Origin of the sequence: Bradyrhizobium sp. HKCCYLRH3099, assembly GCF_051167855.1 — a bacterium.
Lineage (GTDB): Bacteria > Pseudomonadota > Alphaproteobacteria > Rhizobiales > Xanthobacteraceae > Bradyrhizobium.
On record NZ_JBNPTW010000021.1, the window covers coordinates 1 to 26,122 of the forward strand.

At 63.5% G+C, this 26,122-nt stretch carries 20 protein-coding genes and 1 pseudogene; 19 read left to right on the forward strand and 2 right to left on the reverse strand.

The window, feature by feature from the left end; translation table 11 throughout:
- From ACQR1Y_RS29430 to ACQR1Y_RS29450, 5 genes and pseudogenes are all read left to right on the forward strand, one after another.
- A pseudogene (locus tag ACQR1Y_RS29430) lies at positions 1 to 456 on the forward strand (methyl-accepting chemotaxis protein); the annotation flags it as partial.
- A 63-nt stretch (positions 457 to 519) separates the two neighbouring features.
- Positions 520 to 1,017 carry a chemotaxis protein CheW gene (locus tag ACQR1Y_RS29435; protein WP_012046566.1) on the forward strand — a complete coding sequence of 166 codons (498 nt, stop codon included), beginning with the start codon at positions 520 to 522 and terminating at the stop codon, positions 1,015 to 1,017.
- A gap of 32 nt (positions 1,018 to 1,049) precedes the next feature.
- Positions 1,050 to 1,871: a CheR family methyltransferase gene (locus tag ACQR1Y_RS29440; RefSeq protein WP_434879224.1), complete on the forward strand. Its 822-nt coding sequence runs from the start codon at positions 1,050 to 1,052 to the stop codon at positions 1,869 to 1,871.
- A gap of 17 nt (positions 1,872 to 1,888) precedes the next feature.
- Positions 1,889 to 2,983 (forward strand): protein-glutamate methylesterase/protein-glutamine glutaminase, encoded by a 1,095-nt coding sequence (locus ACQR1Y_RS29445; protein WP_434879227.1) that lies wholly within the window; start codon positions 1,889 to 1,891, stop codon positions 2,981 to 2,983.
- A gap of 7 nt (positions 2,984 to 2,990) precedes the next feature.
- Positions 2,991 to 4,721: a chemotaxis protein gene (locus ACQR1Y_RS29450; protein ID WP_434879226.1), complete on the forward strand. Its 1,731-nt coding sequence runs from the start codon at positions 2,991 to 2,993 to the stop codon at positions 4,719 to 4,721.
- A gap of 331 nt (positions 4,722 to 5,052) precedes the next feature.
- Here the strand turns inward: ACQR1Y_RS29450 and ACQR1Y_RS29455 are convergent, their stop codons facing one another.
- Both ACQR1Y_RS29455 and ACQR1Y_RS29460 read right to left on the reverse strand, forming a co-directional pair.
- Complete coding sequence (locus ACQR1Y_RS29455; protein ID WP_434879223.1) at positions 5,053 to 7,101, reverse strand: acetoacetate--CoA ligase; 2,049 nt, start codon at positions 7,099 to 7,101, stop codon at positions 5,053 to 5,055.
- A gap of 46 nt (positions 7,102 to 7,147) precedes the next feature.
- A complete protein-coding gene (locus ACQR1Y_RS29460) occupies positions 7,148 to 7,840 on the reverse strand; it encodes a TetR/AcrR family transcriptional regulator (RefSeq protein WP_434879222.1) in 693 nt (230 codons plus the stop codon).
- A 266-nt stretch (positions 7,841 to 8,106) separates the two neighbouring features.
- Between ACQR1Y_RS29460 and ACQR1Y_RS29465 the strand changes: the two genes are divergently transcribed.
- The 14 genes from ACQR1Y_RS29465 (at position 8,107) to ACQR1Y_RS29530 (ending at position 26,107) form a co-directional block, all read left to right on the forward strand.
- Positions 8,107 to 9,327: an ABC transporter substrate-binding protein gene (locus ACQR1Y_RS29465; RefSeq protein WP_434879221.1), complete on the forward strand. Its 1,221-nt coding sequence runs from the start codon at positions 8,107 to 8,109 to the stop codon at positions 9,325 to 9,327.
- Between the two features lie 102 nt (positions 9,328 to 9,429).
- Positions 9,430 to 10,701, forward strand: a complete 1,272-nt coding sequence (locus ACQR1Y_RS29470) for a serine hydrolase domain-containing protein (protein ID WP_434879220.1) — start codon at positions 9,430 to 9,432, stop codon at positions 10,699 to 10,701.
- 232 nt (positions 10,702 to 10,933) lie between these two features.
- Positions 10,934 to 12,166 carry a branched-chain amino acid ABC transporter substrate-binding protein gene (locus ACQR1Y_RS29475; RefSeq protein ID WP_434879219.1) on the forward strand — a complete coding sequence of 411 codons (1,233 nt, stop codon included), beginning with the start codon at positions 10,934 to 10,936 and terminating at the stop codon, positions 12,164 to 12,166.
- 107 nt (positions 12,167 to 12,273) lie between these two features.
- Positions 12,274 to 13,221 carry a branched-chain amino acid ABC transporter permease gene (locus ACQR1Y_RS29480; protein WP_434860233.1) on the forward strand — a complete coding sequence of 316 codons (948 nt, stop codon included), beginning with the start codon at positions 12,274 to 12,276 and terminating at the stop codon, positions 13,219 to 13,221.
- On the forward strand, positions 13,218 to 14,510 hold the full coding sequence (locus tag ACQR1Y_RS29485; RefSeq protein WP_434879218.1) for a branched-chain amino acid ABC transporter permease: 1,293 nt from the start codon (positions 13,218 to 13,220) through the stop codon (positions 14,508 to 14,510). The genes ACQR1Y_RS29480 and ACQR1Y_RS29485 overlap by 4 nt, the downstream gene beginning before the upstream one ends.
- Positions 14,507 to 15,256 carry an ABC transporter ATP-binding protein gene (locus ACQR1Y_RS29490; protein ID WP_434860231.1) on the forward strand — a complete coding sequence of 250 codons (750 nt, stop codon included), beginning with the start codon at positions 14,507 to 14,509 and terminating at the stop codon, positions 15,254 to 15,256. The genes ACQR1Y_RS29485 and ACQR1Y_RS29490 overlap by 4 nt, the downstream gene beginning before the upstream one ends.
- Positions 15,256 to 15,951: an ABC transporter ATP-binding protein gene (locus ACQR1Y_RS29495; RefSeq protein ID WP_434860230.1), complete on the forward strand. Its 696-nt coding sequence runs from the start codon at positions 15,256 to 15,258 to the stop codon at positions 15,949 to 15,951. Before ACQR1Y_RS29490 ends, ACQR1Y_RS29495 begins: the two co-directional genes overlap by 1 nt.
- A 470-nt stretch (positions 15,952 to 16,421) precedes the next feature.
- The gene (locus tag ACQR1Y_RS29500) at positions 16,422 to 18,125 is read left to right on the forward strand and encodes an amidohydrolase (RefSeq protein WP_434879217.1); all 1,704 of its coding nucleotides are present in this window, start codon (positions 16,422 to 16,424) and stop codon (positions 18,123 to 18,125) included.
- Between the two features lie 786 nt (positions 18,126 to 18,911).
- Positions 18,912 to 19,685, forward strand: a complete 774-nt coding sequence (locus tag ACQR1Y_RS29505) for a hypothetical protein (RefSeq protein WP_434879216.1) — start codon at positions 18,912 to 18,914, stop codon at positions 19,683 to 19,685.
- A gap of 192 nt (positions 19,686 to 19,877) precedes the next feature.
- Positions 19,878 to 21,212: an L-fucose/L-arabinose isomerase family protein gene (locus tag ACQR1Y_RS29510; RefSeq protein WP_434879215.1), complete on the forward strand. Its 1,335-nt coding sequence runs from the start codon at positions 19,878 to 19,880 to the stop codon at positions 21,210 to 21,212.
- A gap of 98 nt (positions 21,213 to 21,310) precedes the next feature.
- The gene (locus tag ACQR1Y_RS29515) at positions 21,311 to 23,251 is read left to right on the forward strand and encodes an FAD/NAD(P)-binding protein (RefSeq protein ID WP_434879214.1); all 1,941 of its coding nucleotides are present in this window, start codon (positions 21,311 to 21,313) and stop codon (positions 23,249 to 23,251) included.
- A gap of 42 nt (positions 23,252 to 23,293) precedes the next feature.
- Entirely contained in the window at positions 23,294 to 24,340 is a 1,047-nt protein-coding gene (locus tag ACQR1Y_RS29520; RefSeq protein ID WP_434879213.1) for an aldose epimerase family protein, read from the forward strand.
- A gap of 22 nt (positions 24,341 to 24,362) precedes the next feature.
- The gene (locus tag ACQR1Y_RS29525; protein WP_434879212.1) at positions 24,363 to 25,193 is read left to right on the forward strand and encodes an inositol monophosphatase family protein; all 831 of its coding nucleotides are present in this window, start codon (positions 24,363 to 24,365) and stop codon (positions 25,191 to 25,193) included.
- Positions 25,193 to 26,107: an FAD binding domain-containing protein gene (locus ACQR1Y_RS29530; protein ID WP_434879211.1), complete on the forward strand. Its 915-nt coding sequence runs from the start codon at positions 25,193 to 25,195 to the stop codon at positions 26,105 to 26,107. The genes ACQR1Y_RS29525 and ACQR1Y_RS29530 overlap by 1 nt, the downstream gene beginning before the upstream one ends.
- The last annotated feature ends 15 nt before the right edge of the window (positions 26,108 to 26,122 follow it).

Consider the following 26,122-nt stretch of genomic DNA (forward strand, 5'->3'; position numbering starts at 1 on the left):
GGGATGCTGTCCAAGCTGGTGCCTGACATCAAGAAGACGGCGGAGCTGGTGGTGGAGATCACGGCCGCGTGCCGCGAGCAGGACATCGGGTCGGCCCAGATCAACCAGGCCATTCAGCAACTCGACAAGGTCGGCCAGCAGAATGCGAGTGCATCCGAGCAGGTGTCCTCGACCTCGGAGGAACTCGCCTCGCAGGCCGAGCAGCTGCAGTCCACCATCGCCTATTTCAGGATCGATGACGGAGCCAGGGCGCATGGCAGCGCGCCGGCGCCAATCGAGCGGGCCGTCAGCCAGCTCAAGGCCAAGGCCGCGACGATGGCGGCCGTGGACCGGGTCGGCAGAAAGGCGGTCGCGGCCAAGCCGGCGCGCGCCGTCAAGGCTGCCTCCGGCGGCTTCGCCTTCGATCTGGCCGATGGCGGAGACCACCACGACGCCGAATTTCAACGCAGGGCGTGACACGCGGGCGGCCGCGGGACGGCCGCGCCGGACGACGAACCCTTACTGCTCGGAAAGAACGACATGGCCGAATCGACGCAATATCTGACGCTCGGTCTCGACGGCGAGACATTCGGCATCAGCATTCGCAACGTCCGCGAAATCCTGGACATGCGGCCGATCTGCCGTCTGCCGCATGCGCCCGCATTCCTGCTCGGGATGATCGACGTGCGCGGCAGCGGCTATCCCATCGTCGATCTGCGCCTGAAGCTCGACTTGCCCAGCGCGCCCGCCACCGATGCTACGCGGATCATCATTCTCGATGTGGCGTTCGAGAACCGCATCGTCGGCGTCGGGTTTGTCGCGGATTGCGTCTATGAAGTCACCGATATCGACGATCGCACGATGGAAGCGGTGCCCGATGTCGGCGGACGCTGGAAGTCCGACTACATCGCGGGCATCGGACGCAAAGGCGAAAAGTTCGTCATCATTTTCGATCTCATCCGTCTGATGGCCCACGAAGGAATGCCCTCGGGGATGCCGTCCGCAGCGGCGGCGCCGGCCGCCGCTGCTGCGGCTTGAGCGTCCGGAGCTCGGCTGTGCCGGAGAGTGCGTTGCATCTTTCAGAACGTCATTTCAAAACCATCTCAAAGCTGATCGAGGGACAGGTCGGAATCAAGCTGCCGGCGGCCAAGCGGCTGATGGTCGAGGGGCGGCTGCACAAGCGTGTTCGCGCGCTGAACTACTCCTGTCTGAACGAATATGTCGACAATCTGTTTCATGACGGCCGGTTCGAGGACGAGATCGCGCATCTCATCGATGTCGTGACCACCAACAAGACGGATTTCTTTCGAGAGCCGTCACATTTCGATTTCATGCGCGATGTCGCCGTTCCGGAGCTCCTGAATTCTCGCGGTCGCGACGATCTGAAGATCTGGAGCTCGGCCTGCTCCACCGGCATGGAGGCGTACACCGCCGCCATGGTGCTCGACGACATGAACCGGAGAGGATCGCGATTCGGCTTCCGGATCCTGGGCACCGACATCTCCAACGTCGTGCTGCATGCAGCGAGGACCGCGATCTATACGACCGACGTGCTGGCACCGGTGCCGCCGGATTTCATCAAGCGCTACTTCATGATGTCGCGAAACCGCGAGAGCGATCAGGTGCGTGTCGTGCCCGAGCTGCGCCGCCTGACCGGGTTCATGCGCATGAATCTCATGGAGCCCAGCTACCCGGTCGACCGCGACGTCGACATGATCTTTTGCCGCAACGTGCTGATCTATTTCGAGCGCGAAACGCAGCGGAAGGTCATCGAGCGCCTGTGCACGCACCTCCGGCCGGGTGGCTATCTCATGGTTGGACACTCCGAATCGATGATTCACAGCGTTGTACCCGGCTTGAAGCAGGTGCAGCCGACGATCTTCAAAGTCTAGCAGCGGAACTCGGCACGATGGCAAGGCAGAAGGTTCGCGTGCTGATCGTGGACGACTCGGCGTCGGTCCGCCAGATTCTGGCGGCGATCCTCGGAGAGGATCCCGAGATCGAGATCATGGCTACGGCCTCCGACCCGTATGCGGCCGCGCGGCGCCTGGAGGCTCAACTCCCTGACGTGATCCTGCTCGACATCAACATGCCGCGCATGGACGGCATCACGTTCCTGCGCAAGATCATGGCGCAGCATCCGATTCCCGTCATCATCTGCTCGTCGCTGACGGACGAAGGCTCGGAACTGATGTTCGAGGCATTCGAGGCCGGCGCGGTCGACATCATTCCCAAGCCGCGCATCGACACGCGTCAGGCGTTGCTCGAATGCTCGACGCGGCTGCGCGATGCTGTCAAGTCGGCAGCTGGCGCGAAGGTGCGGTGGCGGCCGCAGCGAAAGACCGTCGTCGAGAAGAGGCTGACGGCGGATGCCATCATCCCGCCGCCCATCGAGGGACGCGGGCATCGGAAGACGGAACGCATCGTCTGCATCGGCGTCTCGACCGGAGGGACAGAGGCGCTGAATGAGGTGCTCGAGGTGCTGCCGCCGAATTGCCCCGGCGTCTTGATCGTGCAGCACATGCCGCCGGGTTTCACGGCCGCGTTTGCGCGGCGGCTGAACGGCATCTGCCGGATCCAGGTCAAGGAGGCCGAAGATGGCGAGCCGGTGCAACAGGGGTGTGCCTATATCGCGCCGGGTGCTCGTCACATGCTGCTGCAGCGCGTGGGGGCCCGCTATGTCATTGCGATCAAGGACGGTCCGCCGGTGTCGCGGCATCGTCCATCGGCCGACGTGCTGTTCCGCTCAGCCGCGCAACATGCCGGCAGTAACGCACTGGGCATCATCATGACAGGCATGGGTGACGATGGGGCGCGGGGACTTCTGGAGATGCGCAAGCTGGGCGCGGCAACGCGGGCGCAGGATGAGGAAAGCTGCGTCGTGTTCGGTATGCCTAAGGAGGCGATCGCCCGCGGCGCCGTCGAGAAAGTGGTCTCGTTGAACCAGATCCCGCGCGAGATCATGCTCTGGTCTCAGGCGGGACAGCCGCTCCTGGCGGATTAGGTCCGTGATGGCCGAAACTTGCCCACGGGAAGCGATCAGAACGTCCCTCGCCGCGATCGATGACGTCTCGTCGTACATCGAAGAAACCTTCTTGCAGGCGGGACAGCGGCTCGGCCGCGGACAAGCGATCTTTCAGGAGCTGAATCACGATCTGGCGGCGCTGGCCAGCGGAATGTCCGGCACCGAGATCGAGCAGGCGTCGAGTGCCGTTCGTGACATCGCCAACCGACTCGATCGTCTCGCGCAGGCGTTGCCAGCTGAGACGGCGCTGCTCGGCCGCCTCCGGCAAAGCGCGGCCGAGGCGGCGGGCCAACTCAGGACTCTGTTCAAGCATGTCCAGACTATCTCGATCATCGCGCGGAGCGCGCGCATCGAGGCCGCATCGCTGGAGGGAGACCGGGACAACTTCCTTGCCTTTACGCGGCAGGCGCATGAGATCGCGGGCTCGGTGAAGCAATTGCTCGAGGCCTGCGCGCGGGATCAGGACCTGCTCGCAAAGGCGGTCGAGGCCGCTCTCGATCGGCAGAGTGATTTCGACCAGCGCTACCGCACCCAGCTTCTCGCGACCGGGGAAGAGCTGATCGCTGCCTACTCCGTCATGCACGAGCGGCGGGGCAACAGCCTTAAGCTTGCGGAGTCGGCAGGCGGGAGTACGCAGAAGATCGCCCAGGCCGTCGCTCGTTCGATCGTCTCGCTGCAGGCCGGAGACAGCACGCGGCAACGGCTGGAGCACATCCGTTGGGGACTCGAACTTGCCGGCCGTGAACGAGGAGTTACGGATCCGGAATCGCGTCACGACCTGGCGACACTGCCAACCCTTCTGTGCCGTCTGCAATCGATGCAGCTGGATGATGCGAAGCGCGAGCTGCAGAACGATACCGCGGCGATCTTGCACGCGCTGTCGAGCATTCTGAGCGATGCGACCGGCGTGATCGGCCAAGGCAGGTCGCTCTATGGTGATCAGGGCGATGATGCCGTATCCGTTCTTGCCCGTGCCAAACAGGTGCTGGCGCAGGCCTCGACCCTCATTGCCACCTGCGAACGAGCGGGCACGTCGGTCGACGACGCGCTCCTCATGGTCGAGGAGCTGCTGGGCCGCTTTCGCGTCGCCGTTGCAGCTCTGCTCGAGGCAGTCCTCGATATTACCTTGATCGGTATGAATGCGAGCCTCAAGGCGGGTCACCTTGGTAGCAGAGGTAGTGCTTTCGTCGTGATCGCAAACGAACTCAGGGCTACGGCCGATTTGGTTGCCGCTGGCGCCGGCCGGCTCAAGACGGCCCTCGAAGTCATCGAAACCCTGGCGCTCGAGCTCCGGGCGCTTCGCCTCGAAGGCGAGCCTGCCCAACTCGCCGGGCTGGAGCCGGCGATCCTCGATGCGATCAATGGGGTCGAGTCCGGAAATGCACGTCTCGGGACGATAGTCGACCGCCTGATCCGCGAGGGCGCCGAATTCGAGGAGCTCATGGGATCGGTTCGGCAGCTGATATCCCATCTCGACGAGAGCACGGCCGAATTGTCCAGTGTTGCCGCGCAATTGAACGCAAGCAGTGCGAGCGCGCAAGGCGCCTTGCCTACGGCGAGCGACCAGGCAGCCTTCGACGATGCCCTCGGTCGTTATACGATGGAGCGGGAGCGCGAAGTTCACCGGAGGTTCCTGAGCAGCTTCGGCCTCGTTGCGGGTGCGCCCTCGCAAGACGTCGATGAGGTCGAAGCAGACGATGGCGTGTTGCTGTTCTGACGCCGGGTTGCACAGGTCGAACCGTTCCAGTTGCACGGTCCAAGTCGCCACCCAGGCGGATCGCGGTATTCAGCTGCGAGAGCCGGACTGGTCAGGCGGCAGTAGCCTGAAGGCTCGCGCTGGATTCTGCATCATCACTCAATATGACACGATCCTGAGGTCTGTTGGAGATTCAATGCAGAGTTGAGGGTAGGTTTGTCGGAACAGACATTGATCTTACTGGCAGATCATGCGCCTCTTGATCAGCGGGTCCTAGGTTCGAGCCCTAGTGCACCCACCAAGCCTTCCAAGGACATACTGCTGGTCCCCACATTTCCTCCGGGGTTGTTCGTCAGAGCGCTTCGCCTGAAGTGCCGTGCAAGCGAGCGCTGGCGAACGCGATGTACCAATCGAGGCAACCTGGATTGGCCATCGCATCGCGGTTGATGACCTTGTCCAGCGGTTGGCCGAGCAGCAGCTTCTTGATCGGGAGCTCCTGCTTCTTGCCCGACAGCGTGCGCGGGATCTCCGCCACCGCAAAGATTTCGTCGGGCACGAAGCGCCGTGACAGGCTGGCTTCGACCGCCATGTTGATCTTGCGCTTCATGGCATCGTCGAGCGCGACGTTGTCGCGCAGCACGACGAACAGCGGCATATAGCTGTCGCGGCCGAGATATTCGAGATCGACGACCAGCGAATCCAGGATCTCCGGGAGCGCCTCGATCGCCGAGTACAATTCGCTCGTTCCCATCCGCAGGCCATGGCGATTGATGGTGGCGTCGCTGCGGCCATAGATGATGCAGGAGCCATCTGCATCGACCTTGAGCCAGTCGCCGTGCCGCCAGACTGCCGCGCCGTCGCTGGTTTTGTACGTGTCGAAATAGCTTGCAAGATAGCGCGCATGTCCTGCGTCGTTCCAGAAGCGCAGCGGCATCGACGGCATCGGCTCGGTACAGACGAGCTCTCCGACCTCGCCGATGACGGGCTCGCCCTGGTCGTTGAAGGCCTCGACGGCCGCGCCGAGCGCGCGGCACTGCATCGTTCCGGGCACCTGCGGCAGTTCGCGATGGCCGCAGATGAAGGCGCCGGCGAAGTCGGTGCCGCCTGAGATGTTCGACCACCACATCTGCGCCTGCGCGCGGCTGCCATTGACCTTGGCGAGCTCAGCGAAGCGCTGATCGAACCAGGCTTGGGTATCGGCGCTGAGCGGCGAGCCGGTCGAGCCGAGGCAGCGCAGATGCGACAGATCGCCGGCGTCCGCCAGGTTGATGTCCGCCTTGACGCAGCTCGCAAAGAAGGCCGCGCCGGCTCCAAAGAACGTCGAGCGGGAGTTCGCGACGAACCGCCACAGCGTGGTCCAGTCCGGATTGTCCTTCGGCCCCGCCGGACTGCCGTTGAAGATGCAGCAGGTGGTGCCGTTGAGCAGCGCGCCAATCTGGTTGTTCCACATGATCCAGCCGGTCGAGCTGTACCAGTGATAGCGCTCGCCGAACGAGTTGGGCTGATAGGAGCAACCAATGTCGTTGTGCAGCCCGAGCAGGGCCAGCGTGACGATGATGATGCCGCCATGGCCATGCACGATCGGCTTCGGCAGCCCCGTGGTGCCGCTCGAATAGACGATCCAGAGCGGATGATCGAAGGGCAGCCATTCCGGCTCGAAGGCGTCGATGGCCGGGCCTGAGCTCGCCAGGATATCCGCGAGACGGACAGCCCCGTCGGCTTGCGCGCCGGCGTCGTCACTGTGCAGGATGACCTGGCTCACCGTCCGCAACGACCGGCGCAGCTCCTCGACGACGTCGCGGCGATCATGCCGGCGGCCGGCGTAAGTGACGGCATCGCAGGCGATCAGCACTTTCGGCTCGATCTGCTTGAACCGGTCGATCACGGCCGGCGCGGCCATGTCGGGTGCGCAGACGCTCCAGGTCGCGCCGATGCTGGCGGAGGCGAGAAACGCGATCATGGCTTCCGGGATGTTGGGCAGATAGGCGGCGACCCGGTCGCCGGGCGCAACGCCTTGCTCGCGCAGATGCAGCGCCAGCGCGGCCGCCTTTCGCCGCAGCTCCCGCCAGGGTGTTTCCCTGAGCGTCCCATCCTCGTCGCTGCTGATGATCGCGGGCAGGCCCGCGGCCTCGGCGGCGTCGACGTGACGGAACACCTGCCGTGCGTAGTTGACCGAAGCGCCGGGGAACCAGACGGCTCCCGGCATCGTGCGCTCGGCCAGCACGGATGAAAACGCGGTGGGCGACTGCAGGTCGAAATAGTCCCAGATGCTACGCCAGAAGCCGTCGAGGTCGCGGATGGACCATTGCCGCATCTCCTCGAAGGTCTCGAAGTGGAGGCCGCGATTGTCCCTCAGCCATCGCCGATAGAGAGCCATTTGCGGGACATAGGGAGCTGTCATCATTCATTCCGGCTTGTTTGCATCGTATGGAGACGCCGGGCGGCGCTCATTTCGACTTCTGCTTGCGCCGCTTGTAGAGCGCGTTGAAGCCTCCGGCCATGAAGGTCACGAATCGCTCGCGGACGGCCACGAAGTCGTCGGACTTGCACAGACCGCCGGACAGGCGGTCGATGCGGCCGGTCCGGGACAGGATCAGCGAGTAGGCGCCGGAGGTGAACTGAAAGCTCCAGAACAGGTCCTCGGGCGCGGCGTCGGGCAACGCCTTCTGCAGCAGCCCGATGAGACGCAGCACCATCGGATCGAGATAGGCGTCCAACATCTCCACGCCATAGCCCGGCGCGTTGGCGACCTGCGCGAAAATGCGGCCGAAGTGCCGCCAGTTGTCCTCTTCGTTGACGTAGACGTCGAACGCACCATCATAATAGGCGCGCAACGCGCCTTCCACGGTCGGGCGATCTCCGACCTTGGCCTCGTAGGCATCCAAGCCGGCCGTGCGCACCGTGACCGCGTATTCCATGCGGCGCTCGAACACGGCATCGAACAACGCTCTCTTGCCCTCGAAGTAATAATGGATCAGCGCGGGATGGATGCCCATCTTGTCGGCGACGTCCTTGATCGTCACGCCGTAATAGCCGAGCTGCGCAAACAGCTCCTCGCTGGTGTCGAGGATGAGCTTCACCGTCGTCGCGCGCTGTTCCGCGCGCGTGCGGCGCCCCTCGGACTTCGGCTGTGCTGCCATGCTCTCCCTGATCCCTGATCGGCGCGCGGCGCCATTGCTGTCTCGACGATGCGGGGACGGGCGCTCCCGGTCAAGCGGGACTTCGGCGTTCCAACAATTTCATTTAGTGCTAAATGAATGAACTTGACCGGACGTTGGCCGGACGGTAGGTCTGTAAGCGTGACGGACGTGATCTCCGAGCAGGTGAGCAGCCCGAGCTGCGGCCCTCGGTGCGCTGACGTCATCAACAAAGGCTGGCGATCGATCGGCCGCACTCGGGAGGACACATGACACGGATCAAGTCGACGGCGGCCGCCCTGCTGATGCTTGGCGCGGCCCTTTCAACTCCGGCGATTGCGCAGAAGAAATACGACGTCGGCGCCACCGATACCGAGATCAAGATCGGTCAGACCAATCCCTCGAGCGGGCCGGCGTCCACCTTCGGCGCGATCGGCAGGGCGGAAGCGGCCTATATCCGGATGATCAACGAGCAGGGCGGCGTCAACGGACGCAAGATCAGCCTGATTCAATATGACGACGCCTACAGCCCGCCGAAGACGGTCGAGCAGGTGCGCAAGCTGGTCGAAAGCGACGAGGTGCTCACCACGTTCCAGATCATCGGCACGCCGCCGAATGCCGCTGTGCAGAAATATCTCAACAGCAAGGGCGTGCCGCAGCTGCTGGCCGGAAGCGGCGCGTCCCGCTTCACCGATCCCAAGAATTTCCCGTGGACCATCTCCGCCAACCCGAACTACCAGTCGGAAGCGCACATCTACGCAAAATACATTCTCGAGAACTTTCCGAATGCCAAGATCGGCATCCTCTATCAGAACGACGATCTGGGCAAAGATTACGTCAAGGGGCTGAAGGACGGGCTCGGCGCCAAGGCCGGCATGATCGTCAAGGAGCTCTCCTACGAGGTGTCCGACCCGACCGTCGACTCGCAGCTGGTGACGCTGAAGGCGTCGGGTGCCGACCTGTTCTACAACATGTCGACGCCGAAATTCGCAGCGCAATCGATCCGGAAAGCCGCCGAGCTCGGCTGGAAGCCGGTGCACATTCTCGAGGTCAATGCGACGGGGGTCGGTCAGGTGCTGGTCCCTGCCGGCTTGGAGAACGCCAAGGACATCATCTCCGTCGCCTATGGGAAGGATCCGCTGGATCCGCAATGGGCCGAAGACGAGGGGATGAAGCGCTACAAGGCGTTCATGGCGAAGTACGCGCCGGGCGAGGACGCCAACAGCGGTTACGCGACCTATGGCTACTCGACCGCGGCGCTGCTCGTCCAGATCCTCAAGCAGTGCGGCGACGAGCTGACGCGGGCCAACATCATGAAACAGGCGACCAACATCAAGGGCTTCGTACCTGACCTGGGGCTGCCGGGGATGTCGATCACGACGACGTCGGATGACTACCGCATCAACAAGCAATTTCAGATGATGAAATTCGACGGCCAGCGCTGGGTCATCTCGGGGCCGATCCTGACCGACGACTTCAAGGCGGACTAGGTCATCTCGTCTCGCCTCGGCATTGCGCCGGTTGCGAGCCGTGCCGCCGGCCGTCCTGCGCCGACGTCTGCCCACAGAACTCTCGCGATCGGAGCGCCGCGTATGACCAGTGAAGCCGTTCGCCGCCGCCGGGGCTTCGACCCCGCGGCGCTCGCTGCGATCGGTCCAGCGCTTGCCGAGTTCGTCCATCGCGGCGAGCTCGCAGGTATCGTGTCGCTGACGTCGCGGGGCGGCGAGGTCGTTCACGCCGAGACCATCGGCTGGCGCGATGTCGAAACCAAGAGCCCGATGCGCCCGGACACGCTGTTCCGGATCGCGTCGATGACCAAGCCGATCACGTCGGTGGCGACGATGATGCTGGTCGAGGAGGGCAGGATCGGATTGGCGGATCCGATCTCGCGCTGGGTTCCGGAGCTCGCCGATGTCAGGGTGCTACGCAACCCCGCTGGCCCGCTCGACGACACCGTGCCCGCCGACCGCGCGATCACGATCGAGGATCTGCTGACGCATCGCTCCGGAATCGCCTACGCGTTCTTTTCGGACGGCCCGCTCAAACTCGCCTACGAGTGTGCGCTTGGCGATCCCGCCATGAACCGGTCGACGCCGGACGAATGGCTCGCCGCGCTTGGCAGGCTGCCGCTCGCGTATCAGCCCGGCGACCGTTTCCATTACGGTCATTCGACCGACGTGCTCGGCTTCCTGCTCGGTCGGGTGGAAGGCAAGCCGTTCCGGGAGGTGTTGCGAGAGCGCATCTTCACCCCTCTCGGCATGGCCGATACCGATTTCTGGTTGCCGCACGACAAGCGCGATCGTCTCGCGAGCCTTTACAGCTATGAAGAGGCGGCAGGACGGCTCGCGAAGCTCGAGCCGGTGATGTATGACGCGCCGCCCGCCTACACGCCTGGTGGCGGCGGCTTGATCTCGTCCGCGCCCGATTATCATCGGTTCGCGCGTATGCTGCTCGAAGGAGGGGAGCTGAACGGCGTCAGGCTGCTGCGGCGTGAAACCGTCGAGCTGATGCGGACCAACCGTTTGACGCCGTCGCAGCGGCAGGTCCCTTTCGCCGGCATGCCGTTGTGGCAGACGTGCGGGTTCGGGCTTGGACTTGCGATCGTCGAGACGTCGGTTGGCAATCCCTATGCCTGCGGCGCGTCGGGATCGATGACCTGGCCGGGCATCTTCGGCACGTGGTGGCAGGCCGATCCCGTCAACGACCTGATCATGATCTATCTGATCCAGCATCAGGTGCCGGTCTCGGCCGGAATAGGGGCCACGATTGCCGCCGGGCGCGGCGCTGCGGGCCGCCGTGCTCTGCCGATCTTTCAAAGTGGAACCTATGCGGCGCTGTCCGACATGGCGGAACAGACGACATGACCTTGCCGCGCGCGTCCTGTCGGGAAGGAGGCTGGCCATAGCCGCGTACATTCCGCGCGATGAAACGTTCGAGCAGCGAAGCGCTGCTGCCGCGCATGTCGGAACTGCAACATGCCTTCTCTCCATCCTTGAGCTTGTGTTCCGGCCGTTATTCTGCTCAGTGCCTTCTCAAATTGCGCGATCATGCGCATCGATCGATCGACTGAAGTCGACAGCCAGTGAGGAAACAAATATGCGCAAGTTAACTTTGGCCATTGCCCTGATCGCTCCCATGCTCGGCCATGCCGCACAGGCCGAGGACAGCATCAAGATCGGCTACATCGATCCGCTGTCCGGCGGCGGCGCCAGCGTCGGCGAGGGTGGCTTGAAGACGTTCCAATATCTGGCTGACGAGCTCAACGCCAAGGGCGGCATTCTCGGCCGCAAGGTCGAGATCGTACCGTTCGACAACAAGACCAATCCGCAGGAGAGTCTGGTCCAGGCTCAGAAGGCGATCGACGCCGGCGTTCGCTATATCACGCAGGGCAACGGATCGTCGGTCGGGCTCGCGCTGGAGGACTTCGTCACCAAGCACAACACCCGCAATCCCGGCAAGGAAGTGTTGTATTTCAACTATGCCGCCGTCGATCCGAGCATGACCAACGAGAAGTGCAGCTACTGGCATTTCCGCTGGGACGCGAGCTCCGACATCAAGATGGAGGCGCTCACCAACTACATGAAGGACATCCCGTCCATCAAGAAGGTGTATCTGATCAACCAGGACTATTCGTTCGGCCAGTCGGTCCGCAGTGACGCGCGCAAGATGCTGGCCGCGAAGCGCGCCGACGTCCAGATCGTCGGTGATGAACTGCATCCGCTGCTGAAGATCACGGACTTCTCGCCCTACATTGCCAAGATCAAGGCGTCCGGCGCCGACAGCGTCATCACCGGAAATTGGGGCCAGGACATCGCGCTGCTGCTCAAGGCCGCGGCTGACGCCGGCCTGAAGGTCAACTGGTACACGTATTACGCCGGCGGCGCTGGCGGTCCGACCGCGATCAAGCAGACTGGCCTGGATCATCAGGTGTTCCAGCTCACGGAAGGCTTCGCCAACTCCGGCAATCAGGCGGCGATGGACTACGAGAAGGCATTCCGCGCCAAGGTCAATTTGTCGCTGTGGTATCCGCGCGCGGTCAACGAGATGCGCATGTTCAAGGCGGCGGCCGAGAAGGCCAACTCCGTCGATCCGGTCAAGGTCGCCGCGGCGCTCGAGGATCTGAAGTTTGAGGTTCTGGACGGCGGCACCGGGATCATGCGCAAGGATGACCATCAGTTCTTCCAGCCGATCTACGTCTCGTCCTTCGGCAAGCTCGCGGCAAACGAGCCGTTCGACGAGGAGAACACCGGCTGGGGATGGCATCTGGTCACCAAGGTCGACACGCCCCAGGCCATGGTGTCGACGACCTGCAAGATGACGCGGCCGTAACCATCCGCGCAGGCCTCCCGCACGGCCCAACCGAGCGGGAGGCCTTTCGCCGATCTGACCGGGAATGAGCGGCCAGGGCATAGAAGCCCGACATTCGCGAGTGCGCCGTGCTTGAACTCATCGTCATCTCCACCCTCAACGGCGTGCTGTTCGGCATGCTGCTGTTCCTGCTGTCGAGCGGGCTCACCGTCATCTTCAGCATGATGGGGGTGCTCAATTTCGCCCATGCCAGCTTCTACATGCTGGGCGCGTTCTTCGGCTTCCAGCTCACCAAATGGCTGGGCTTCTGGCCGGCGCTGCTGCTGGCGCCGCTCCTTGTCGGCGCCATCGGCATGGCGGTCGAGCGCTATGGCCTGCGCAATACGCACAAGCACGGGCATGTGGCCGAGCTGCTGCTGACCTTCGGCCTCGCATTCGCGATCGAGGAGATCGTCTCGATGATCTGGGGCAAGACGCCGCTCGACTATCGCGTGCCGGCGTTGCTGGATTTTCCGGCGTTTACGATCTTCTCGACCAACTATCCGGCCTACAAGCTGTTCATGCTGGCGGTGTCGGTCACGATCTTCGTGGTGCTGCTGGTCGTGCTCAAGCGCACCCGCGTCGGCCTGATCGTGCAGGCGGCTTTGACGCATCCCCACATGGTGGGCCATCTCGGCCATAATGTCGGACGCGTGTTCATGGTGGTGTTCGGGGTCGGCAGCGCGCTGGCCGGTCTCGCCGGTGTGATCGCCGGACCAGCGTTGGTGACGCAGTCCGACATGGCCGCGGCGCTCGGGCCGATCCTGTTCGTGGTGATCGTGTTCGGCGGCCTCGGCTCACTGCCGGGCGCCTTCATCGCCTCGCTGGTGATCGGCCTGGTGCAGACCTTCGCCGTCGCCTTGAACGGCTCGCTGGCGAGCGCCTTCGGCCCGCTCGATCCCTCCGCCGGACCATCGGTGCTCACCGACATCTGGAACGTCACGATCGCGCAGGTCGCGCCGATCGTGCCCTATTTGCTGCTGGTGCTGGTGCTGATCGTGCGTCCCGTGGGCCTGATGGGGACGCGTGAATCATGACCGCAGCAGTCACTTCGGCCTCGCCCGTTTCGGCGAAGCCGGCCGGCTCCCACCTCCGCTTCTACGCCATCTGGCTGCTCGGCATTGCCGTGCTGATCATTCTTCCGCTGTTGTTCAGCTCGGGCGGATCGCTGACCTCGTTCAGCCTGATCGGGATCGCGATCGTCTTTGCGCTCTCCTACAACATCCTGCTCGGCCAGACCGGGCTGCTGTCGTTCGGTCATGCGGTTCACTACGGCCTCGGCGGCTTTGCCGCCTGCCACATGATGAACGCCGTGGTCGCGCATGGCTGGCCGATTCCGCTGCCGTTCATTCCGCTGTTCGGCGGGCTGGGCGGGCTCGCCTTCGCCATTCTCCTCGGCTGGGTCATGACCAAGCGCGCAGGCACGGTGTTCGCGATGATTTCGCTCGGGATCGGCGAACTTGTCGCGTCGTCGTCGCTGATCCTGCGCTCGGTGTTCGGCGGCGAAGCCGGCATCACCACCGACCGCACGGCCTTGCCGCGCATGTTCGGCTGGACCTTCGGGCCGCAGCTGCAGGTCTATTACCTCATTGCGTTCTGGCTGGTGCTCTCGGCGATCGCGATGTACGCGCTCACTCGAACACCTCTCGGCCGGATCAGCAATGCTGTGCGCGACAATCCCGAGCGCGTCCAGTTCATCGGCTACGACCCGCACGTCGTGCGCTATCTCGCTTACTGCTTCGCCGGCTTCTTCGCAGGCATCGCCGGCGGACTTGCGGGCATCAGCTTCGAGATCGCCAACTCCGCCTATCTCGGCGCGATCCAGTCGGGCCTCGTGCTGTTTTCGACCTTTATCGGCGGCACCGCCTATTTCTTCGGTCCGATCCTCGGCGCCATCCTGGTGACCTATCTCCAGCTCGGGCTGACGAGCCTCACCAGCGTGTGGCAGCTCTATTTCGGCATCATCTTTATCGGCATCGTCATGTTCTCGCCGGGCGGCATCGCCGGCCTCTTGATGATGCACCGGCCGCTGATCCGGGCCGGGACACTCGGAATGGTGATCCCGTCCTATCTCGTTGCCGTCCTACCGACCGCGGCGCTTGCCTGGGGCGTCATCCTGACCATCGAGACGGTCGCGCGCTACTCCGGTGGGGAAGCGATCAACCTGATCGGCGTGCCGTTCAATCCGCAATCACCGGTGACGTGGGCTGTCGCCGCAGGACTGGTTGTCGGTGGCTTCTTCGTCGCGCGGTTGACGTGGCGGCGGATCGCAAGCGCCTGGGACGGGGCCGCCACCGAGGCGCGTGACCGGGGGTATCTGGCATGACCACAGCCATCGAAGTCCGCGCCGTTGAAAAGCGCTTCGGCAATGTCAGCGTCATCCGCGACCTCAATCTCAGCGTCGCCAAGGGTGAGCGCCACGCCATCATCGGCCCGAACGGCGCCGGCAAGTCCACGACGTTCAACCTGATCAGCGGGCACATCCGGCCGAGCTCGGGCGAGGTGCGGTTGAACGGCGCGGTCATCTCCGGCCTGCGGCCGTTCGAGATCAACCGCCGCGGCCTGTCGCGATCGTTCCAGGTGACCAACGTGTTCTCCCGCATGACGGTGTGGGAGAACGTCCGGTGCGCCGTGCTGTGGGCAACGGGGCATCGCTATGCGTTCTGGAAGAATGTGGACAGCCTGCCGGAGGTGCGCGAGAGGACCGCTCAAATCCTCGACGACATTCATCTCACCCACCGGCGCGATGTCCCTGCGGGATTGCTGACCTATGCCGAGCAGCGCGAGCTCGAGATCGGCGTGACCATCGCGAGCGGCGCGACCGTCGTCATGCTCGATGAGCCGACCGCTGGAATGAGCAACGCGGAAACCGAGCGCGCGGTGGCCTTGATCCGGCGGCTCACCGAGGGGCGGACCTTGGTGATCGTGGAGCACGACATGAGCGTGGTGTTCGGCCTTGCCGATCGCATCTCGGTGCTGGTCTATGGTCACATCATCGCGTCGGGCACGCCGGAGGAGATCCGGCGCGACCCGAAGGTGAGGGAAGCCTATCTCGGCGAGGAGGTCCACTGATGCTCGAAGTCAGGAACCTCCACGCCTATTACGGCAAGAGCCACATTCTCCAGGGCGTGGATCTCGACGTCGCCGCCGGAGAAGTCGTCAGTCTGCTCGGGCGCAACGGCGTCGGACGCTCGACCACCGTCAAGGCGATCATGGGCGAGGTCAGCCCACAGGGGACGATCCGCTTCAAGGGCAAGGACATTGCCGGCCTGCCGAGCTACAAGATCGCCCGCCTCGGACTGGGCTACGTGCCCGAACATCGCGACATCTTCCCGAGCCTCACGGTGCGGCAGAATCTCGTGCTCGGCATCAAGGATATCCGGCGGCCGGGTAAGTGGCGCCTGCAGGACATGCTCGATATGTTCCCCAATCTCGCGGCGCGCGCCGATACGCCTGCGGGCGTCCTGTCGGGCGGCGAGAAGCAGATGCTGACCACCTGCCGGACGCTTATGGGTGACCCCGATCTGATCATGATCGACGAGCCCACCGAAGGCCTGGCGCCGCTGATCGTGCAGCAGGTCGGCGACCTGATTGCGCGGATCGCTGCGGCCGGCGTCGCGATCCTGCTGGTCGAGCAGAAGCTCTCGATCGCGATGCGCATCTCCAAGCGCGTCTACGTGATGGGCCATGGCCGCGTCGTGTTCGAAGGAACACCGGACCAGCTCAAGGCCGACGCCGCGGTGCGCCAGGAGTGGCTCGAAGTGTGACGACGCAGCGTCTGGCAGGCATCGTCATGGCTGACGAGCGTGGGTTCAGTCTCTTCTCCCAGCGCGTCTTCGACAGCCTGGAGAGGCGCCTCCGATGACGCGGTCGACGTCGCGGGCAAGCACGCCGACGCCGATGCGCCGTGATGATGTCGCTGATCAACTGCATGATGATGCAGCCGACGGGCCATCCGCGCGGATCTGAACCTGTGGTTCTGCCGCGTGCTCTGTTTGCTACACGCAGACCGCAGGTGCTGCATCGCCGACGAATCCCTCAGGGTGCTGTCCGCTGACTGGGCATCGGTTATCTCACCCGACAGGAGATGATCGCGATGCCGCGCGATGATCAGCAGCTTCGAAAATGGCAAGTAGACAAACGGCGCGCCGGATCATTGGACTGCTTCGAAGTGCGCGGCTATCATCGAAGGAAGACCAAATGTTCATCTACCGAATGCAATCATCTGGAGGTTGGAATGGTCTGCAGATCGACGGCTCTCGCGCTCATCGGTGTGGGAATTCTGCTCGCAGGCTCGACGCCTGCCATAGCCCAGCAGGCCGAGGTCAACGCGCCCGACCTCGTCCTCGTCAATGCAAAGGTTCTGACCCTCGACGAGCAATCCAGCGTCACCGAGGCGATCGCCGTCCGGGACGGAAAGATTCTCTCGGTCGGAAGCAGCGCGTCGATGCGGGCGCTGGCCGGCGCGCGCACGCAGGTGCTCGATGTCGCGGGCAAGACCGTCGTTCCAGGATTGATCGATACCCATGCGCACTTCAAGGCGGCTGGCCTCGGTGACTATGTCGTCGTGATGGGCCGGGCGAAGACGGTCGCGGACGCGCTCGAGGCCATCAAGGCCTTCGTCGCCAAGAGGAAGCCGGGCGAGTGGATCGTTGGCGGCGCGTGGCATCCGCCGTCACAGCTCGCCGAGAAGCGCTATCTGACGCGGCAGGAGATCGACAGCGTCGCGCCGGACAATCCGGTCTACCTGCGCACCGTCGGGCATTTCTCGATGGCGAACTCAATGGCTTTGCAGAAGGCCGGCATCGATAAGACCACCGCGAACCCGGACGGGGGCTCGTTCGAGCGCGACGTCGCCGGCGAACTGACCGGCCTCCTCTTGGAGACCGCGATCGACCGGGTCGAGAAGGCCGTTCCGCCATGGACCGAAGAGGATGAAATCAGGCAGTTCACGCTGGCCGAAGGCGCGCTGAACAGTTTTGGCATCACGAGCGTCGTCGAAGGCGCCACGGAAGCGCGCGACATCAGCACCTTGCAGAAGCTCGCCGCGTCCGGACGAGCGACGCTGCGGACGGGACTGATGTACAGGCCGGAGCCGCCCGCTGATCTCAACGCCTGGGACGCAATCATGTCGGGGAACGGCGTATCGTCCGGCTTCGGCGACGACTGGGTCAGGTTTGCCGGGATCAAGATCTTCTACGACGGCGGCATGACGCTGAAGACGGCCCTGATGCGTGACGTCTACCCGGACTCCCACGACAATTACCATGGTATCGCGCAGCAGACGCCCGAGCGGCTGGCGCAACTCGTCTCGATCTGCCATCGCCACGGCTGGCGCGTCGGCGTGCATGTCGTCGGCGATCTCGGCATCGACCAGGTGCTCGACGCCTTCGAGGCGGCCGACAAGGAAAGGTCCATAAAGGATCGTCGTTTCGTTCTGATCCATGCGAGCCTGATCAGGCCCGAGCAGATGGAGCGTGCGCGCAAGCTGGGGCTCAGGGTCGACTTCCAGAACGTCTTCATGTGGGACAAGGCTGCGACCGTCGAGCGCTTCCTGGGGCGGCCGACAGCCGATCGCGCCGTACCGACAAAGACCCTGATCGAGACGATGGGGCTGGACAACCTCGGTGCCGGATCGGACTTTCCCGTCAACCCGATCAACCCGTTCCTCAACATGTACATCATGGTGACGCGGAAGGATCCGAACGGCAAGGTCTACGGCGCGGCGGAGGCGATCAGTCGCGAGCAGGCGCTTCGTCTCTACACGTCGGCGGCTGCACGCTACACGTTCGACGAAGCGCGAAAGGGGACGATCCAGCCGGGCAGGCTCGCCGATCTCACGGTCCTTTCGGCAGACTACATGACCGTCCCGGACGAGCAGATCAAGGACATCAAGGCTGATATCACGCTCGTCGGAGGAAGGATCGTCTTTCAGCGCTGACGAGATTTGCGCTGGGCTCGGTCGTCGCTCCGGCGACGATCGCACCGACGCTGCAGGGTTGCCTGCTCGATCATGCGACTTGGAGCTGGATCGCCTTCGGCGTGGTCGGCCTGAACGAGAATCGTGCCTAGCGCCGCCCCGCAGCCGCTGCCAGCGCCGGCCTGTCGAGGAGGAGAGCGTGCGGCAGTCCGGATCAGCGAACCTCAAATCGGACAAATTTGAGGTGCGCACCGCATTATAAAGAGAATTTGGCATCCCCGATCGCTTCGATGTTCTGACGTCGGCCGCACGACAAATCCGTCGGCTCCACATAGGGAGAGGGCGCATGATCCGCCAGCAACATCGTTCCAGTCGATGGAATGCTCGCATATGCTATAGAAATAGCCAATTATTGTTGTGCGGGTGCTTCGAAGGCCTTCGGTGCTTTGCTCACGCTGCTGCGCCTGTCTTCCGAAGAGCGGCAACTAGATAGAGCAAGATAATCAATTGACAACCTGTATCAGAATGAGGTACGTACCGCACAAATGACGGTGCGGTCGCTGCTTGTGCGGCGTTGCTTTGGTCCCCTTGGGGCGGGCGTCCAGACGTGGCGGTGCGACGTTTCAGTGTTCGCGTGTCTTGAGCCGATGTCGTCGCAGCCGTCCCGCGGTCCGATCGGGCCGAAGACGAGGCGGCTGGCATCGTCGGGGTGGGAAGCGCTGTGTGAACTCGGGCTGCGGCAGGCCGAAGCTCTCGATGTCACATCGGTGGCCGGCGGTCCGGCTTCGCGCCGGCCTGCGGGTGAGGATGTCGTTTGCGTCGGCGCGTGGTCGCGCCGGCTCTCGAGTGTCGCACGATCTACAAAAAAATGCGGGGAGAGCGCCAATGGTCAAAATCATCTCGATGCTCACGAACAACGATCTGACGGTCGAAAACGCCAGGGAAATGTTCGAGGCGTCCAATCATGCCCCGACCCAGTTCTGGGGGTTCAAGGACACCGGCATCTCGGCTGATCGTGCCGGCGAGCTCGCGAAGGTGATCGCGGACAAAGGCAAGACGATCGTCTTCGAATCGTTCGGCGAAATGGAGGACGACTGTCTGCGTGCAGCCGAATTCGCCATCCGCAACAAGTGCAAATATCTCATCGGCTGCCAATTCCATCCCTCCGTGGTCGCCCTGCTGCAGGGATCGCCCGTGGTGTATTTCCCGACGATCGGGCGTCGGGCGGGAGTGCCGCGCTATCTCTACGGCAGCACCGAGGACGTCGTTCAGGACGGTCAGCGCGTCCTTGCGAGTGGCGCCGACGGCATCTGCCTGTCGATGTACCGCTACAAGGACGGCGATCCTCATGACCTCGGGGTGGCGGTCCTGAAGTCAGTTGGCCCTCACGCGACCATCGTCAGCGGTAGCATCAACACCTTCGAGCGCCTCAAGCAGGTGCGGAAACTGAGGCCCTGGGGCTTCACCATCGGCTCTGCCTTGTTCGACGAGGCTTTCGGCAAGGGGCTGACCTGGCCCGAGCAGATCTCGGTCCTCGATGCCGTGCTGACCTGCGACGCCGGCGCAGCGCTGAGCGCATGACGCCAGGCTGATCCGTCACACCCGACGACATCCGCACTTCGAAACACGCCGGAGCCCATCGCTCATGCGCGGCAGATCGATGGTGCGCCGGCAAAGGTTGGAAGCATCAAAATGAAGTCTATGAAATTTGGCATCATCGTTGGAAGTCGCGGTTTCTTTCCGGGCCATCTCGCGGCGACCGGCCGGGAGCACATGATCCGCGCGCTCGAGCGGGCCGGTCACGGCTGCGTCGTTCTCAGCACGGGCGATACCGAACATGGCGCGGTGCAGTCCTTCGAGGATGCCCGCAAATGCGCCGCCCTGTTCAAGAGCCGCGCTGGCGACATCGACGGCATCATCGTTACGCTCCCCAATTTCGGGGAAGAGCGACCGATCGCCGACACCTTGCGCCTGTCCGACCTGAATGTGCCCGTCCTGATCCAGGCGACTCCCGACGATCCGTCCAAGATGTCGATCCAGTGGCGCCGCGACAGCTTCTGCGGCAAGATGTCGGCCTGCAACAACCTTCGTCAGTACGGCATCCGCTATTCGCTGACAAAGTCCCACTGCGTTGATCCGCTGAGCGATGAGTTTCAAGAGGATCTCGCCCGCTTCTCGGCGATCTGCCGCGTCGTCGGGGGGCTGCGCGGGCTGCGGATCGGCGCCATCGGCGCGCGGCCGCAGGCTTTCAACACCGTCCGCTACAGCGAAAAGCTGCTCGAGAAAGCGGGGATTTCCGTCATCACGCTGGACCTCTCGGAAATCCTCGGCCGCGTGTCGCGGTTGACCGACGACCACGCGATCGTCACCGAAAAGCTCGATGCGATCCGCAGCTATATCGATATCAAGGGCGTGCCCCACGCAGCCATTCTCAGGCAGGCAAAGCTTGCAGCGGTGACCGAAGAGTGGATGCGTGAGGCCGATGTGTCAATCAGCGCGATCCAATGCTGGACCTCGCTGGAGGAAAACTATGGCGTCGTGCCCTGCACGATGATGAGCATGATGAGCTCGAAGCTGATGTCCAGCGCTTGCGAAGTGGACGTCTGCGGGCTGATCGGCATGCACATGCTGGCCCTGGCCTCGGGGACACCGAGCGCACTGCTCGACTGGAATAACAACTATGGCTCGAACGCCAATAAGGCCGTGTGTTTCCATTGCAGCAACCTGCCCAAGGAGTTCTTCAGGAACTACCGGATGGACTTCCAGGAAATCATTGCTGGCACCGTCGGCAAGGACAATACCTACGGAACGGTCGACGGCTCGATCAAGTCCGGCCATATGACCTTTATCCGCGTGAGCACCGACGACACATCCGGACGGATCTGCGGATATGTCGGGGAGGGCAAGTTCACCGAGGATCCGCTGGAGACCTTCGGCGGCGCCGGTGTGGTCGAGATCCCCGAGATGCAGAAGCTGCTGCGCTACATCTGCGAGAATGGCTTCGAGCATCACGTCGCCGCGAACTTCTGCTCGGCCAGCGATGTCATCGTCGACGCAACGCGCAACTATCTCGGCTGGGATTTCCACCTGCACGACGGCAAGGCCTGACGCCGGCTGCCGGAGAGCCGGCCCCGGTCGGCTTCGATCTACGCGATCCTTTTTCGGAAACCGCTGGAGCGGCCAATGCTGCTTGGGATGAGGTACCGATGATACAGCCGATGCTCAACATGTCGGAGACAGCGGACCGCTGGAGCGTGACGCCGGAGCGTATCGCCATCATCGGCACCGGGCCGCGAGGAATTTCCGTGATCGAGCGGCTCGCCGGCAGGCTCGCGGAGCGATCAACGCTTCGATCCCTGGTGGTCTATGCGATCGACAGCGTGGAGGTCGGTTGCGGCCGCCTTTGGCGCACCGACCAGCCCGACTGGCTGCTGATGAACACGCGCTGCAAGAATGTGACGATGTTCCCGAACCCGCCAGACGGAGCGGCCTGGCGCGCGGGATATGGACCGACATTCATGGAATGGTGGCGGCAGATCGACGTCAATTATCCCGGTCCTTCGGGGTTGGCTCCCCGGGGGCTTTACGGGAAGTACCTCAAGTTCGTCCTCGACGTGGTCGAACTGAACATGCCCGAGCAGATGCACATCGAACGGGTGCAGGACAGGGTCACCGACATCGCCGAGCATGCCGGCGAGTATGTGCTGAGCTTCGAATCCGGGCGCGACAGTCTCCGTGTCGACCGTCTCGTCATCTGTTCTGGCTATCCTCTCAGCAAGGCAAAATCGGCGAGGCAGGGATCAACGGCGTCATCACGGCACCTGACCTCTTTCGATCTGCTCGAGACCTTTCAAAGCGGCTTGTCTCTCCCGGCGGACTTGTCGGGGCAGACCATCGGTCTCAGGGGGCTTGGTCTTTCCTTTTATGACGTGCTGTCGGAGCTCACCCTCGGTCGTGGCGGCCGGTTTGCTCATGGCAACGATGGGGATATCCGATATGTGCGAAGCGGTCGCGAGCCGCGGTTGATCGTGGCCGGATCACGCAGCGGCTTCCCGCTGCCCATGCGCGGCAGGAATGATCGTCCCGCAGGGGTCGGCTTTGCGCCGCGATTATTCACCGAGACACGCATCGCGAAGATCCGTGCCGAGGGGCCGGCATGCTTCCGCACCAGCTACCTGCCCTGGCTCACGGCTGAAGTGAACCTCGCCTATATCGAAAGGACGCTCGGGCCCGATCGCTTCGACAGCTTCAGCAAGCAGCTTGACGCGTGTGACGTCAGCACCGCGACCATCATGCCGTTGATGTCGGAGCTGGCTCGCTGCTTTGGCGTGGAAGGTCTGCTCGACCTCGAAGCGATCGCCGCGCCGTTCAAGGGCATGTCGTTCCCGAGCCAGGACGCCTTCAGGCGGGCGGTCATTGCGCTGGTTCGCCAGGATGTCGCCCGCTCCGAGGCGGGCGAGTTCACCGATCCGGTCAAGGCCGGTCTCGATGTTCTGCGTTTCATCAGGCCCCTTATCCGCAAGGCTGTGGACCTGGGCGGGCTGACCCCTACGTCCCACTGCGAATTCATCACCGGCATCGGCCCGACCATCGCCTTCCTCTCGACCGGACCTTCCCTGACTCGGGCCAGGCAACTGCTCGCGCTGATCGAAAGCGGCCTGGTTGAACTGCTTGGTCCAGGTGCGAGCTTTCGCGAAGCGGATGGGGCAGGCTTCATCGCCTCGTCGAATGTAGTCGAGAACTACAGCGCGGTCGTCGATGTCCTCATCGACGCATATGTGCCGGTGCCGAATGTCGACGTCGACGACAATCCCGCCATTCGCAGGCTGGCCGATGCCGGACTGCTGAGGAGCTTCATGGGCAGCGGCGGCGTCCAAGTCACCGCCAAGCCGTTCCATCCGGTCACCAGGGACGGCGAAGTCAAGGACCGCATCCACGTGCTCGGAATCCCCACGGAGGCTGCCAGGTGGTTCTTGCATGTCGGCGTGATCGAGCCGGGCGTGTGGGACGAATTCATCGACGACGCGGACGCGATCGCAACCGTCGCCATCGAGAAACTCGTGCCGAGCAATCCTGGGCTGGATGAGCGCGGCAGCGAAAACGCCGGAGGGGGCGCTAGGCGGAGTCCGAACAAGTATCTGGTCTGACGCAAACGGCGCCGACGGCGAAGCAACAAGACGGATGGGGAGATGCAGAACCGGGTTTTTGGACATGTCGACGGCGTCGACATCCACGAGGTCACCCTGCGCTCGGACGATGGCATCGAGGCCAGGATCCTGACATGGGGCGCGGCCGTACGGGACCTGTTGATTCCCACAGCTCGCGGCCGGCAAAGGGTGGTGGTCGGCTACAACACGCTGGACGACTATGTCGCCGACACGGCCTATGCCGGGACGATTGCGGGGCGCTTCGCCAACAGGATCAGGAACGGCCGTTTCGACCTCGATGGCCTGGTCTGTCAACTGCCTCTCAATCAGGACGGCAAGCATATGCTGCACGGAGGTGGCGACGGTCAGAGCTTCAGCCGGAGGCCCTGGATGCTCGACACCCATGATCCATCATCGGTGACCATGTCGCTGCGCTCTCCGGATGGCGACGCCGGTTTTCCTGGTAATCTCGACGTTCGCTGCGTCTATCGGCTGCTTGGTCCGGCGACCCTGCGGGTTGAGCTGACCGCCACGACCGATGCTCCGACGCTCTGCAACCTTGCGAGCCATGGCTACTTCAACCTCGAACTGCCGCCCGGCTTTGCCGATGCGGCCGTGCCGAACGCAATCGACCATGAATTCCTGGCGGAGGCGGATTTCTACACACCGGTCGACGACGATCTCATTCCGACCGGCGAAATCCGGTCGACCTCCGGCACGCCGTTCGACTTTCACCGCCAGAGACCGCTGCGCAATCCGGACAACGTCACCTATGACATCGGCTTCGTCTTGCGCCGGCAGCCCGTGCCGGACAACGATCTGGTCCATGCCGGAACGCTGTTCGGGCCACGAACGGGAATGGCCCTCGACGTTTTCACGACCGAGCCGCACCTCCAACTCTACGACGGCGGCAGCTTCAAGGGGCCGGCCGTCGGCCTCGACGGCGCGCGTTACGGCAAGCATTGCGGCATCTGCCTCGAGCCGCAACGCTACCCTGACAGCCCCAACCATCGACACTTCTCCGACGCCGTGCTGCGGCCCGGCGACACCTATCGGCAGGTGACGGAGTATCGTTTCCGCGCATCGTGACACGCAACGAAGGGCGAGCAAGATGGGATTTTCCTTCACGAACCAGGATCAGCAGACCCTCGTATTGATGCAGTCTGTTGCGGAAGCAACAGCACAGGCGGCCGGCCGCCTGGCTCTGTCCTATCTGCGTCAGAACAAGCCGCTCGAGATCGAAACCAAGGGTCCGCAAGACTTCGTCACGGCGGTCGACAGGGCCGTCGAGCTGCTGATTAGGAAGCGCCTGCAGGAGGCCTTCCCCTATCACGCCATTCTTGGCGAGGAGTTTGGGCTCGATCGGGAAGGCGAACGGGTTGTCTGGGTGCTCGATCCGATCGACGGCACCTCGAACTTCATGCGCGATCGCCCGAGCTGGTGCGTTTCGATCGGGGCTGCGATCGAAGGCCAACCGGTGCTGGGTGTCATCTACGATCCGGTCAAGGACGAACTCTACAGCGCTGCGGCGGGTCGGGGCGCGACGCGCAACGGCGAGCCCATCACCGTCAACATGCAGAGCTCGGCCGGCAAGTCCGTCTTCGGCGTCGGCTTCACTCGCGGCAAGAGCGCTGCAGCACACGCCCGGCAGATCAATCACATCCTCGAACATGGCTGCGAGTACCGGCGGTTTGGTTCGTCGGCCATGATGCTCGCCCAGGTCGCTGATGGTCGGCTGGACGGCTATGCCGACGCGCGGACCAGCGTCTGGGACGTGATCGCCGGGCTGGTCCTGGTGCGCGAGGCGGGCGGGGTGATCGAGAGCTTCATCGAAAGCGGCGCGCAGGACGGAGCGATCCTGGCTGCCGCGCCAGCCGCCGCCGAAACGGCGTCACGCCTGCTCGCCATCGACCTTCAACACGACCTGCGGCAACCCGCCTGATGGTCAGCGGCGGGGACGCCGCGATCGCCAATGCACCGGAAATTCGCCTGGAGGAGGACATGCGAGCTCAGCAGAGAACCGGTCTATACAAGCCGGAGACGGTTGCGGAAGCGCTTGCGGCGCTTTCCGATCTGGGGGGCGGGACGATCATGGCCGGAGCCACATGGATCATGCGGGCGCCATTTCGTCGGGAACCGATGAAGCCGGCCTATGTCTCGCTCGCGCAGGTTCCTGAACTGCATCGCCTCGAGGTGACGCAAACCCATGTGAGGATTGGCAGTGCTGTCACCCACGCAAGGCTCGTACGCGAACTACAAGCGCTTCCGGAATTGAGCGGGCTGGTGACGGCGGCCGGCGATTCCGCCAATCCTGCCGTCCGTCAGGCAGCAACCGTAGGCGGAAATCTGTGTACGGCGGATTTCGCTGCCGCGGACCTCGTCCCGGCACTGCTTTGTCACGATGCCGAAGTCGAGATCTTGACGACGGAAGGTCGCCAGCTCTTGAGCCTCGATGCCTTCCTTGGCCTTCGGCAGAGGCTTGAAAGCGCCTATCTGCTCGTGTCCGTGCTTGTCCCGCGGCGCCCACTTGCCTCCGCCCATGCGCGCTTGCCGCTCAGGAAGGCCGGAGATTATCCGGTGGCGATCGTCAGTGTTGCCGTCGAACGTCGGCCAGACGGTGACATGCGAGGCGCCGCCATTGCCGTTGGATCGGTCGAAGCTGTCGCCCGGCGATGGCGCGGCCTGGAACGGGCGGTTGAGGGGCTGCCGCTCGATGCGATGCGCATCCACCAGCTTGCCCTCGATCTGGCCGACGAGTTTGTCGGTCGGGACGGACCCGAGGTGCCCGGATGGTATCGCGTCAAGGTATTGCCGACCCTGGTGCGGCGCGCCTTCGCAAAGCTGCAGCAACACTAGTAGGAGCGGAAAGAC

Bases quoted from the DNA above. Each gene is read 5' to 3' on its own strand.
- ACQR1Y_RS29445 (WP_434879227.1), top strand. From the start codon at position 1,889: ATGGCAAGGCAGAAGGTTCGCGTGCTGATCGTGGACGACTCGGCGTCG.
- ACQR1Y_RS29485 (WP_434879218.1), top strand. From the start codon at position 13,218: ATGACCGCAGCAGTCACTTCGGCCTCGCCCGTTTCGGCGAAGCCGGCC.
- ACQR1Y_RS29515 (WP_434879214.1), top strand. From the start codon at position 21,311: ATGATACAGCCGATGCTCAACATGTCGGAGACAGCGGACCGCTGGAGC.
- ACQR1Y_RS29520 (WP_434879213.1), top strand. From the start codon at position 23,294: ATGCAGAACCGGGTTTTTGGACATGTCGACGGCGTCGACATCCACGAG.
- ACQR1Y_RS29505 (WP_434879216.1), top strand. From the start codon at position 18,912: ATGTCGTTTGCGTCGGCGCGTGGTCGCGCCGGCTCTCGAGTGTCGCAC.
- ACQR1Y_RS29525 (WP_434879212.1), top strand. From the start codon at position 24,363: ATGGGATTTTCCTTCACGAACCAGGATCAGCAGACCCTCGTATTGATG.
- ACQR1Y_RS29495 (WP_434860230.1), top strand. From the start codon at position 15,256: ATGCTCGAAGTCAGGAACCTCCACGCCTATTACGGCAAGAGCCACATT.
- ACQR1Y_RS29460 (WP_434879222.1), bottom strand. From the start codon at position 7,840: ATGGCAGCACAGCCGAAGTCCGAGGGGCGCCGCACGCGCGCGGAACAG.
- ACQR1Y_RS29510 (WP_434879215.1), top strand. From the start codon at position 19,878: ATGATCCGCGCGCTCGAGCGGGCCGGTCACGGCTGCGTCGTTCTCAGC.
- ACQR1Y_RS29475 (WP_434879219.1), top strand. From the start codon at position 10,934: ATGCGCAAGTTAACTTTGGCCATTGCCCTGATCGCTCCCATGCTCGGC.
- ACQR1Y_RS29490 (WP_434860231.1), top strand. From the start codon at position 14,507: ATGACCACAGCCATCGAAGTCCGCGCCGTTGAAAAGCGCTTCGGCAAT.
- ACQR1Y_RS29500 (WP_434879217.1), top strand. From the start codon at position 16,422: ATGGTCTGCAGATCGACGGCTCTCGCGCTCATCGGTGTGGGAATTCTG.
- ACQR1Y_RS29470 (WP_434879220.1), top strand. From the start codon at position 9,430: ATGACCAGTGAAGCCGTTCGCCGCCGCCGGGGCTTCGACCCCGCGGCG.
- ACQR1Y_RS29455 (WP_434879223.1), bottom strand. From the start codon at position 7,101: ATGACAGCTCCCTATGTCCCGCAAATGGCTCTCTATCGGCGATGGCTG.
- ACQR1Y_RS29435 (WP_012046566.1), top strand. From the start codon at position 520: ATGGCCGAATCGACGCAATATCTGACGCTCGGTCTCGACGGCGAGACA.
- ACQR1Y_RS29530 (WP_434879211.1), top strand. From the start codon at position 25,193: ATGGTCAGCGGCGGGGACGCCGCGATCGCCAATGCACCGGAAATTCGC.
- ACQR1Y_RS29465 (WP_434879221.1), top strand. From the start codon at position 8,107: ATGACACGGATCAAGTCGACGGCGGCCGCCCTGCTGATGCTTGGCGCG.
- ACQR1Y_RS29450 (WP_434879226.1), top strand. From the start codon at position 2,991: ATGGCCGAAACTTGCCCACGGGAAGCGATCAGAACGTCCCTCGCCGCG.